9 protein-coding genes and 1 pseudogene are annotated in these 10,345 nt (G+C 69.9%); 5 read left to right on the forward strand and 5 right to left on the reverse strand.

Annotation, left to right across the window (positions count from 1 at the left end):
* Window positions 1-40: 40 nt before the first annotated feature.
* Genes EAD96_RS30915 through EAD96_RS27485 form a run of 3 tightly spaced genes read left to right on the forward strand, consistent with a single transcriptional unit; the run spans window position 41 to window position 4,815 of the window.
* Window positions 41-331: a hypothetical protein gene (locus EAD96_RS30915; RefSeq protein WP_147457940.1), complete on the forward strand. Its 291-nt coding sequence runs from the start codon at window positions 41-43 to the stop codon at window positions 329-331.
* Between the two features lie 32 nt (window positions 332-363).
* Window positions 364-681 carry a CU044_2847 family protein gene (locus EAD96_RS27480; RefSeq protein WP_036345426.1) on the forward strand — a complete coding sequence of 106 codons (318 nt, stop codon included), beginning with the start codon at window positions 364-366 and terminating at the stop codon, window positions 679-681.
* A gap of 48 nt (window positions 682-729) precedes the next feature.
* Window positions 730-4,815: a trypsin-like peptidase domain-containing protein gene (locus EAD96_RS27485; protein WP_233586189.1), complete on the forward strand. Its 4,086-nt coding sequence runs from the start codon at window positions 730-732 to the stop codon at window positions 4,813-4,815.
* A 16-nt stretch (window positions 4,816-4,831) separates the two neighbouring features.
* On the opposite strand, the gene EAD96_RS27490 is transcribed toward EAD96_RS27485, so the two are convergent.
* Window positions 4,832-5,746 (reverse strand): NADP-dependent oxidoreductase, encoded by a 915-nt coding sequence (locus EAD96_RS27490; protein WP_121686289.1) that lies wholly within the window; start codon window positions 5,744-5,746, stop codon window positions 4,832-4,834.
* Between the two features lie 116 nt (window positions 5,747-5,862).
* Here EAD96_RS27490 and EAD96_RS27495 point away from each other — a divergent pair, with 116 nt between their 5' ends.
* Window positions 5,863-6,294 (forward strand): helix-turn-helix domain-containing protein, encoded by a 432-nt coding sequence (locus tag EAD96_RS27495; protein WP_121686290.1) that lies wholly within the window; start codon window positions 5,863-5,865, stop codon window positions 6,292-6,294.
* A gap of 289 nt (window positions 6,295-6,583) precedes the next feature.
* Window positions 6,584-8,062 (forward strand): endo-1,4-beta-xylanase, encoded by a 1,479-nt coding sequence (locus tag EAD96_RS27500; RefSeq protein WP_121686291.1) that lies wholly within the window; start codon window positions 6,584-6,586, stop codon window positions 8,060-8,062.
* Window positions 8,063-8,134: 72 nt separating this feature from the next.
* Here the strand turns inward: EAD96_RS27500 and EAD96_RS27505 are convergent, their stop codons facing one another.
* The 4 genes and pseudogenes from EAD96_RS27505 to EAD96_RS30920 all read right to left on the reverse strand — a co-directional run bounded on the left by EAD96_RS27505 (window position 8,135) and on the right by EAD96_RS30920 (window position 10,161).
* Complete coding sequence (locus EAD96_RS27505) at window positions 8,135-8,653, reverse strand: cupin domain-containing protein (RefSeq protein ID WP_120572223.1); 519 nt, start codon at window positions 8,651-8,653, stop codon at window positions 8,135-8,137.
* Between the two features lie 97 nt (window positions 8,654-8,750).
* A complete protein-coding gene (locus EAD96_RS27510) occupies window positions 8,751-9,488 on the reverse strand; it encodes a bifunctional 2-polyprenyl-6-hydroxyphenol methylase/3-demethylubiquinol 3-O-methyltransferase UbiG (protein ID WP_121686292.1) in 738 nt (245 codons plus the stop codon).
* Window positions 9,489-9,572: 84 nt separating this feature from the next.
* A pseudogene (locus EAD96_RS27515) lies at window positions 9,573-9,680 on the reverse strand (NUDIX hydrolase); the annotation flags it as partial.
* Window positions 9,681-9,789: 109 nt separating this feature from the next.
* Entirely contained in the window at window positions 9,790-10,161 is a 372-nt protein-coding gene (locus EAD96_RS30920) for a hypothetical protein (protein ID WP_147457941.1), read from the reverse strand.
* Window positions 10,162-10,345: the final 184 nt, after the last annotated feature.

The raw sequence follows: 10,345 nt of genomic DNA on the forward strand, positions 1-10,345 counted from the left end.
GCTCTCACCGCGTCGACGGTGGATCGAAGGGTTTGAAGGGATGGCCATGATCGAGGTGGGTAACGGGAAGGACCCGGCGCACGGGCCGATTCTGCCGACGGTGCCGGACGCGCGCAAGGTCACCGATCTCGCTGACGAAAGCCGACAGGTTCACACAGTTGATCTCCGGCGGTCCTGCGTGGACGCTGCGATTGAAACGCCTGTTCGGCCGCTTCGGCGCGGTTCACCGGCCGGACCATTGCGAAGTGACAAGGACAACGGGCAGCATGGCAGACCGGCGAGAGGGCCGGAGTTTCTGCTCCGCCGCGACCCCTCCCGCCTGTTCTCCTGAAATACGTCACGGAGGTGACCGTGCAGTCTGAGGTGGTCCGCTACCAGGTCGACGACGAAACGGTTGCCTTGATCGAAGTCGAGCCGACGCCAGGTTTCCAGCCCGCCGGCTTCGGCGACGTCGCCGGCTGGGTACGCGAATCCGCGGCGCCGGCGGTCGCCGCCGCCCGGGAATTGCTGGAACAGGTCAAGACCGTCTCTCCCGACGCGGTGGAGGTGCGCTTCGGGATCAAGGCCACCGGCACGGCGAGCTGGGTGGTGGCGAAGGCGACCGGAGAGGCGAACTTCGAGGTCACACTCGCCTGGCAGCCGGAGGGCCCCACCGACCGCGGTGCCGGCCCACGGCGCTGACGGACGGCCCGGCCCGTGACAACGGCCCCGGACGAGTGCTCGTGGGCGGTGGCTCTGCACCGTGAGGCGGACCCGCACACGGCGCTCGGCACCGGCATCGTCATCGCCACCGACCTGGTGCTCACCTGCCACCACGTGGCGTTCACCGCCGACGGCACCCTCCGCCCCGATCTCACTGTCGCCTTTCCGCGCGCACCCAAGGTCGCCTACTTCGACCGGCGCAAGGTCCGGCAGTGCCGGCACGACGGCATGCGGGAGGCGTACGTCGACCTGGTCGTGCTCGAGCTCGTCGAGCCGGTGCCGGCGACCGTCACGCCGGCCCGGCTGCGCTGCCTCGCCCCCCAACCGCTGCTCGACCGTCCCTTCTGGGCGTACGGCTTCCCGGCCGGAGTGGTCGGTGGCCTCCAGGCGACCGGTTCCGTCGTCGAAGCCGGCGGGTACGGCCACGTGACCATCGACAGCGGCGCCGCCGGGCCGCTCAGCAAGGGGTTCAGCGGGGGCGCCGTGTGGTCCCCGGAGTATCAGGCGGTGGTCGGCGTGGTCGTCACGGCCGACGGCAAGGGCAGGGGCCAGGCGCTCACCCTGAGCCACGCCGACGAACAGGTGCCGGCCATGACGTTGGGCGCGTTGTCGGCCTGGCGGGTCGAGGACGCCGACGACGCAGCGCTCTCGGCCTGGGGGTGGACGTTGAGCACCGACGGCGAGGCCGGCCGGCACTGGCTGCCCCGGGCGCGGGGCGTCGCCGTGGACACCGAGGGTGGTGCCCGGTTCCGGGGGCGTGCGGCCGCGCTCCGGCGGATCGTCGACTTCATCGACGGGGAGACGCCCGTGACCGGGCCGCTGATCGTCACCGGCTCACCCGGGGTCGGTAAGTCCGCCGTCCTGGGCCGCGTCGTGACGACGGCCGACCAGCAGATCCGGGACACCCTGCCGGGCGGCGACAACGCCGTCCGCGCCACCGTCGGCTCGGTGTCCTGCGCCGTGCACGCCAAGGGCAAGACCGCGCTCGAGGTGGCGGTCGAGATCGCGCGGGCCGCCGCCGTCGACCTGCCAGGTGCGCCGGCCGACCTGATGCCGGCGATGCGGGAGCGGCTGGCGCGTCGTCCGGCTCGCTTCGTGCTCGTCATCGACGCGCTGGACGAGACGGCCGACCCCGGTCAGGCGCGGCAGGTCATCGACGACCTCCTGCTGCCGCTGGCCCTGGAGTGCGGCCGGTACGGCGCCCGGGTGGTCGTCGGCACCCGGCGCGGCGACGACCGGGGCGACCTGATCTCCTGCTTCGGTGGCCCGGTCGAGCTGGTGGATCTGGACACGCCCGAATACTTCGCCGAGGCCGATCTGGTGAACTACGCCCTGGCGACCCTGCGGCTGCTCGGCGCGGAACGGCCGGGCAATCCGTACAACGATCCGGCGGCGGCTGCCCCGCTGGCCCGCCGCATCGCCGAGCTGGCGAAGGGAAACTTCCTGGTGGCCGGTCTCGTCGCCCGGGCACACGCGCTGCGCGACATCGCGCCGGTCGACCCGGCCTCGGTGTCGTTCACCGCGACCGTGGCCCATGCGCTCGACTCCTACCTGGCCGGGTTGCCGGCCGCCGGCTCGGCCTCCGCCCGGCTCGCCCTCACCGCCCTGGCGTACGCCGAGACGCCGGGTCTGCCGCTGTCGCTCTGGCGGACCGCGGTGACGGCGCTCGGCGGCACGGTCACCGAGGACGAACTTCTCGCGTTCGCCCGTACGTCGGCGGCGAACTTCCTGGTTGAGACCGGCGGCGGTAGCGAGCCCGCGTACCGCCTGTTCCACCAGGCCCTCAACGACGCGTTACTGGCCGGCAGGGACGAGCGGAGAACCCGTGAGGACGATCAGCGACGGCTGGTCGCCGCCTGGACTGACCTGGCGACCGAGACCGGATGGGCTTCTGTTCCCGGCTATCTGAGGTCCTCGCTGTCCCACCATGCCGCTCGGGCCGGGCTCATCGAACAGCTCCTTGCTGACGATGATTACATGTTGCATGCACAGTTGGATCGACTCCTCTTGGTTATAGACACGGAACGTCCGCTGTCCTCGTTGTCACAGGCCAGGGTGAAGCTGATGCAGCGCACGCCGCTGGCGATGGTGGCGTCGCCGGCTGAACGCGCTGCCCTCTTCTCGGTTGTCGAGCGGCTTGACGGGCTGGGCAGCGGGATCGAGACGGTCGCCGCGCCCTACCGGGCACGTTGGGCCCACACCCCGCCCCGACAGGAGCGCAGCGTGCTGGACGGGCACTCGCGGGCTGTCTACGACGTGGCGGCTATCGAGCTGAACGATCGGCGTTTGCTCGCCTCCGCTGGCGACGACGGCACGGTCCGGCTCTGGGATCCGTTGACCAACCAGGCCGTGGCGGTCCTCACCTGTCACGACGACACGATCCGCGGGCTGTGCGCCGTCCGCACCGGGGTCGGCGAGACGCTGATCGCCACCGCCAGCCACGACGGGACCGTTGGCCTCTGGGATCCGCGTACCGGTCAGCGCCGGCACGAACTGCGCGGGCACGACGACTGGGTCCGCAACATCTGTGTCATCCCGTTGCCGGACGGCGACCTGCTGGCCTCGGCGGGCGACGATCGGACGGTCCGGATCTGGGATCCGGTGACCGGGACGCAGTGCCACGCGTTGACCGGGCACTCGGGCTGGGTGACCGCCGTAACCTACGTCCCGGTGGGCGGCCGGCACCTGCTCGCCTCCACCGGTTTCGACGGCGCGGTCCGGGTCTGGGAGCCAACAAGTGACACACGGCCGAGGCTGGTCCTCACCGGGCATGTCGGCTGGGTGACCGCCCTATGTGCCGTCCGTGCGCCGGGCGGTACGTTGCTGGCCTCCGCAGGCTACGACGGCACTGTCCGGCTCTGGAACCCGCAGACGGGCGAATGTGCTCATATCCTAGAAACGGCGGGACCGATCACCGACCTCTGCGTGGTCAATGAAGACTCCCTGCTGGTTTCGACCGGTGACGACGGAGTGGTTCGGCTGTGGGAGGTGGGGACCTGGACAAGCCAGCCGAGCCTTAAGGGGCATACCACTTGGATCCACGCGGTGTGTGAGCTCAAGACGGCGAGGGACCGTCTGCTGGCAACAGCAGGGGACGACGGCACGGTCCGGCTATGGGATCCCGCTAGCGGCCGGCCGGAGACGATCACGGATCAGACCAGAGGCTGGCCCGTGCTCAGTCTCTGCCCGATCCCTGGGGAGCGATCTGGCTTGGTGGCCTGCGGCGGTGCCGATGGTCGCGTGCGGTTCTGGGATCCGGCCACGGGTAAGGAATTGTGGGATCTTCCCACGCCGATTGGCCCCGTCAACGCGATGTGTGCGGTTGCGGATGTTGAGGAACCGTTACTAGTCACTGTCCACGGTGGGCCCTCGGCCTTGGTGTGGAAGGTGCGGGAGCGCGAGCAAGCGCAGGGACTCATTCACGGCGCCGAGCATTACGGCTCCGTAGACACGGCCTGCCCGATTGTCATCGAGGGTGAGACGCTTGTCGCGTCGGCGGGCGACGACCAGGCCATCCGGCTCTGGCACCCCCAGTCCGGTGCCGTACGTCTAGTTCTGATCATGGACGTCAACCATGCCTGGGTGACCGCCCTCGCGACGGTCCGGTGGCCCAGCGTGGAGGCGCTCGCGTCGGCCGACAAGAGCGGCACGGTAATGCTGTGGGGCGGTGGTGACACACCGGTTTGGACCCGGCAGGGACACCAGGATGCGGTCACCGCGCTCTGCGGCCTCGTCGTGGCGGGTCGCCGGATGCTGGCGTCGGCCAGCGCCGATCACACGATCCGTCTGTGGGACGCCGAGTGGGGCGAACCTGTGGGCGTGTTCACCGGCCACACGGCTGCCGTCACCGGGTTGAGCCTGGTGCGCGTCGGTGGCCGGGATCTGCTCGCCTCGACCAGCCGGGACCGGACGGTGCGGATCTGGGATCCGTCCACCGGACGGGCAGTGCACACCATTCCCGTCTATCACCCGGCGCTCACCTGCTGCACGGTCGGCGGCACGTTGCTCGTCGGCCTTGACCAGGGGCTGCTGGCGTTGGACGTCGGCGTTCAGAGCGACCTGCCACCCGAGGCCGCCGACCGTGCGGTCGCTCGGGTGGCGGTGCGCTGCTGATCGGCGTCGCCGCTGGTCAGGGGCGCAGCACGTAGCGCCCGCGTACCCCGCCCTCGGCCATCGCCCGGTGCGCGTCCGCCGCCCGGTCCAGCGGCAGCACCGCGTGCACCCGGGCCGGCAGTTCACCGGCGGCGGTGCGGGCGAGCAGGTCGGCGAGGCGTACCCCGTCGGCGCGGGTCTCGATCACGCGGACGGTGACACCGCGCTCGGCGGCCGGCTGCGCGTTGGGCCGCACGCCGACGAACGCGCCGCCGTCGCGGACCAGGGCGAGCGCCTGCTCCTGCCACGCGGCGGCGTCGGCGACCGCGTCCCAGCCCGGTTCGGCGGCGGTGGTGAAGTCGGCGCCGAGGCTGCGGACGAACTTCTCGTCCGCGGCCCGCGCCAGGCCGGTCACCCGCCATCCCCGGGCCGGGGCGAGCGCGAGGACGTAGCCGCCGACCGCGCCGGCCGCGCCGGTGACCAGCAGCCGGCCGCCGGCGGGCGGCTCGCCGAGCAGATCGACGACCTGCGCCGCGGCCAGGCCGTTGAGCGGCACTGTCGCCGCCGCCACCAGGTCCAGATCATCGGGTACGACGGCGAGGTCGGCCGTGGGCACGACGAGCTGTTCGGCGTACGTGCCGTAGTCGCGGTCGAACCCGACCACCAGACCGGCGACCCGGGTGCCGGCGGTCAGGCCCACGCCCGGGCCGGCGGCGTCGACGGTGCCGGCGAAGTCCCAGCCCAGGCCGGTGTGGTGCGGCTGGTCGATCAGCCCCAGCGAGTGGAAGAAGCCGCCCGCCACTCCGAGGTCGACGGGGTTGACCGCCGCCGCGGCGACGGCCACCCGGACCTCGCCGGGGCCCGGCTCGCGCTCCGGGACGTCGACGACCTCGATCGCGTCGGGTCCGCCCGGGGTGCGGACGACGGCGGTGCGGAAGGTACGCGTACCCATGGTCGGGTCTCCTTTGTTCTTGAGGGGTGACCTGCTCCACGATGGAGGGGTAACTTTCTTTCGGGAAGTACGCACTTCGGAGTGCGTTGGGTACCCCGGGGTGGGAGGCGCGGACGATGCCGACGCAGACGGCGGCGCAGAAGCGGGCGCAGGCGCGGGCCGAGTACGACGCGTTCCTCGCCGGCTGCCCGAGCCGGCAACTCCTGGACCGGATCTCCGACAAGTGGGTGGCGCTGATCCTGGCCGCGCTCGGCCGTGACGGCCCCGATCACAATGTCGAACCGCAGGTCATGCGCTACTCCGAGCTGTCCCGCCGGCTGGCCGGGGTCAGCCAGAAGATGCTCACCCAGACGTTGCGCTCACTGGAGCGCGACGGCCTGGTCACTCGCACCGTGACGCCGAGCGTGCCGGTGACTGTCACCTACGAGCTGACCGACCTGGGCCTGTCGCTGCACCGGTTGACGTACGGCATCAAGGTGTGGGCCGAGGCGCACATGGACGAGGTGCACGCCAACCGCGAGCGGTACGACGCCGCGGTCGATCGCTGACCGGTCGCGCCGGTATTTTCCGAAACTTTCGGTCCTCGCCGCGGCTCTCGTCGCGCTTCGTTCTCACGGACATCTGTGGACTCCCGCGCTGATCAGCCGGTCGAGTCCATGTTCGCGTTGACATCGACATTGACCGATCGTGCCGTCGCGGATATCTTCCCAGGGAAGTTACCGGTACATCTTCGAAAAGTTTCAGGGCAGTGACGCGGGGGTGGGCGCACCGCCGGCTCCCACCCGCGTCCAGCCGGGCATCGCCAGCGCATCATCGTCCGATATGCAGAGGAGTGTCATGAAACATCTACCGAGGCGCAGCCACCGCGTGGTACTGGCCGCCGTCACCAGCGCGCTGGCACTTGCCGGTGCCGCGCTCGTGGTGCCCAGCCTGGCCCAGGCGGCGGCGAGCACGCTCGGTGCCGCCGCGGCACAGTCGGGCCGCTACTTCGGCACCGCCATCGCGGCGAACCGGCTGGGCGACTCCACGTACAGCACCATCGCGGCACGTGAATTCAACATGATCACGGCCGAGAACGAGATGAAGCCGGAAGCGCTGCAGCCCCAGCGGGGTCAGTTCAACTTCTCCTCCGGCGACCAGATCTACAACTGGGCGACCCAGCGCGGTCTCCAGGTCCGCGGCCACACTCTGGCCTGGCACGCGCAGCAGCCCGGCTGGATGCAGAGCCTGAACGGCAGCAACCTGCGTCAGGCGATGATCGACCACATCAACGGCGTGATGGCCCACTACCGGGGCAAGCTCGCCGCGTGGGACGTGGTCAACGAGGCGTTCAACGAGGACGGCAGCCGCCGCAGCTCCAACCTTCAGGGCACCGGCAACGACTGGATCGAGGTCGCGTTCCGCACCGCCCGGGCGGCCGACCCGTCGACCAAGCTCTGCTACAACGACTACAACATCGAGAACTGGTCGTACGGCAAGACGCAGGGCGTCTACAACATGATCCGGGACTTCAAGTCCCGCGGCGTCCCGATCGACTGCGTCGGCCTGCAGACCCACTTCACCGGCGGCAGCTCGCTGCCCGGCAACTTCCAGACCACGCTGCAGAACTTCGCCGCCCTCGGCGTCGACGTGGCGCTGACCGAGGTCGACGTCACCAACTCGTCCACCAGCCAGTACGCCGGGCTGACCCAGGCGTGCCTGAACGTGCCGCGCTGCATCGGCATCACCGTCTGGGGCGTCCGCGACAGCGACTCGTGGCGCTCCAACGAGAACCCGCTGCTGTTCGACGGCAGCGGCAACAAGAAGGCCGCGTACAACTCGGTCCTCAACGCCCTCAACGCCGCCACGCCCAACCCCACGCCGACCGGGACGGCGTCGCCGACCGCCGGACCGACCCCGACCGCCGGGCCGACCACGCCGCCGCCGACCACCGGCGCCAGCCGGATCGTCGGCAACCAGTCCGGCCGGTGCATCGACGTGCCGAACTCCTCGCAGAGCAACGGCACCCGGGTGCAGCTCTACGACTGCCACGGCCAGACCAACCAGCGGTGGACCTACACCTCCAGCCGGCAACTGACCGTGTACGGCTCGATGTGCCTGGACGCCGCCGGCTCCGGCAACGGCTCGGCCGTCCAGATCTACAGCTGCAACGGCCAGACGAACCAGCAGTGGAACGTCAACTCCAACGGCACCATCACCGGAGTCCAGTCCGGCCGCTGCCTCGACGTCTGGGGCACCGGTAACGGTCAGCAGGTGCAGATCTACGACTGCAACGGCCAGGCCAACCAGCGGTTCCAGCTCGTCGCGGCGAGCTGACCCCCTCGTACGGAAAAGGGCTCACCGTCGTGGTCTCGGCCACGGCGGTGAGCCTTTACGTTGTGCCCGGTGTCAGCCGATCAGCAGCTCGGTGCGGTAGTCCGCAGCCAGCGCGGCGGCCCGGTTCCGGCGCTCGGCCTGCTCCTCGTCGGTGAGAGCCGGCGGCGGCGAGGTGGGACCGTCCACCCGATCGCCCACGCGCAGGAAATACTCGTCCTGCCCGGCCGGCGTGCACATGCACAGCAACCGAGCGGGCTGGTCGAACGAGTTGCGGAAGAAGTGCGGCGCGTTCGCCGGGATGTTGATGGTCTCCCCGGCCCGCGCGACGGTCTGCTCGCCCCGGAACGTGAACTCCACCGCCCCGTCGAGCACCGTGAACATCTCCTCGAAGTCGTGCCGGTGCGGAGGCGGCCCACCGCCCGGCGGAACGCGCATGTCGATCAGGCAGTACCGGCCGGCCGTCTGCTCGCCGGTGACCAGGATCGTGTAGGTGCCGCCCGCGATGGCGAGGTGCGCGAGGGCGGGGTCGTCGGGACGGGCGTGGACGAGGGTACGGGTCGGATCGTCGGACGGGATCGCAACGCTGGCCATCGGCTCTCCTCGCTCGCGGGCCTGCTCATCGGGTCGCGGATCGATACCCCTCATAGCCATCCGGAAAGCCGCTAAACCTGGGTGCCTTGGTGGACCGTCACGCCGGTCGGCGGGCGACCACCGCCAGGGCCATGCCGAAGAACTTCAGCGGCGACCGCTCGACCGCGTCGGTCACCGGCCGGATACGACGCCCGAAGCGGGACCGGTCGAACGGCGGCATGATGTAGTCCACCGCTACCGGCTCCAGCCCGGCCCGCCGGAGCTGCGCGGACAAGCCGCGGGCGGTGAAGCAACGGGCGTCGGCCAGCCGCCGGTGCAGCGGCACGATCCACGGCAGGAACGGACCCCGCGCGGGCCGGTACCGCTTCCCGCGGATCAGGAATCCATGAGTCTCGAATGGGAACCACCGGTTGGGCGTCGTCAGGGCGAAGCAGCCGCCGGGAACGAGCACGCGACGGACCTGCCGCAGGGCGGCATCGAGGTCGTCGATGTGCTCCACCACCTCGATGGCGGTGACCAGGTCGAAGCTCTCGTCCGGATAGTCCAGCTCGGTAGCGGACAACTCCCGCACGTTGATCTTCCGGGCCGCCGCCGGGTCGTCGGCCAGCCGCTCCCGGAACAGGGCCAGCCGATCCTGCTGGATGTCCACGGCCTCGATCTGCTCGAACGCGCCGACCAGCCGCATCGTGTACGTGCCGTCCCCGCAGCCGATCTCCAGTAATCGTCGGCCGGTCAGTGATGTGTGCCGGCTCAATGTGCCCAGCCGCTTCGCCACCCCACGCTCGCCGAACGCGCTGCCGTGTCCCAGGCCAAGATTGCGAGTGGTATTCACCATGGTCGCTGACACTAGCCCTAACGAGCGTTAGCGTGGGGGCACCCGTTTTCCAATGCGATGAACGCCGAGAGGGCGATGCTCGACCGGCAACTCCACATCTGCGATGCTCAACCGCGAGCGCCGGCTCCGGTCGACAACCCGCTCACCATGAATCGTCCACCGCGTCGACCTGCCAGCCGGTTCCTCCGTCACTCGGCCAGTATCCGACCGGTGGTGCCGGAGCGCTGTCGAGCGGTGCCCCGACGACTCGACTCAGTCCCGACCGCCCGTTCCTCCGCGCCGGATGTACGAACCCTGCTCATCAGGCTGGCAGGCGCCGCCAGGATTGCGGCCACGCTTCCAGACGCATGACTATTCGCAGGAGGCTTGCCTCAAACGCGGCCTCATCAAGATCGCCTTCCCGGTGGCGGGACCACAACTCGCTAAGGTCGTCTTCGATGGCGCCAAGTTCGACGAGTCGATCGGCGCAGGCGAGGTTTCTCTGACGCACCTCGGCTGGGCTGCCGGTGCTAATGGTCATCTTGTCTGCGACCACTGTCAGTGTGCAGCGTGCCTCTGCCGTGATGCCACGGCCGGCGGTCTCTACTGCCCGCAGGGTTCCTTCGGGCCCTCGAACGATCTCGACGAACAGGCCGAGCAGCCGTGAATTGCGCACGAGCGGTTCGTCCGGCATCGCCCACCTCCATCTGGGTTGCGTCCGCGGAAGTGGTGTACGACTTGCCCGTGATGAGCGTGTTGCGTAGATGAGAGACGGCCATCGCGTCGATCCTTCAAGACGACCAAGTCAGAGAAGGAAGAGAGGACGCGATGGCCGCTTCAGAGAGTGTGAACCCTGTTGACCTGCTGCGCGAGCAGAT

The organism is Micromonospora sp. BL1 (assembly GCF_003667485.1).
GTDB lineage: Bacteria > Actinomycetota > Actinomycetes > Mycobacteriales > Micromonosporaceae > Micromonospora > Micromonospora tulbaghiae.

Excerpts from the sequence above, each read along its gene's own strand:
- EAD96_RS30915 (WP_147457940.1), top strand. The coding sequence starts at position 41 with ATGGCCATGATCGAGGTGGGTAACGGGAAGGACCCGGCGCACGGGCCG.
- EAD96_RS27490 (WP_121686289.1), bottom strand. The coding sequence starts at position 5,746 with ATGGGTACGCGTACCTTCCGCACCGCCGTCGTCCGCACCCCGGGCGGA.
- EAD96_RS27495 (WP_121686290.1), top strand. The coding sequence starts at position 5,863 with ATGCCGACGCAGACGGCGGCGCAGAAGCGGGCGCAGGCGCGGGCCGAG.
- EAD96_RS27500 (WP_121686291.1), top strand. The coding sequence starts at position 6,584 with ATGAAACATCTACCGAGGCGCAGCCACCGCGTGGTACTGGCCGCCGTC.
- EAD96_RS27505 (WP_120572223.1), bottom strand. The coding sequence starts at position 8,653 with ATGGCCAGCGTTGCGATCCCGTCCGACGATCCGACCCGTACCCTCGTC.
- EAD96_RS27510 (WP_121686292.1), bottom strand. The coding sequence starts at position 9,488 with ATGGTGAATACCACTCGCAATCTTGGCCTGGGACACGGCAGCGCGTTC.
- EAD96_RS30920 (WP_147457941.1), bottom strand. The coding sequence starts at position 10,161 with ATGCCGGACGAACCGCTCGTGCGCAATTCACGGCTGCTCGGCCTGTTC.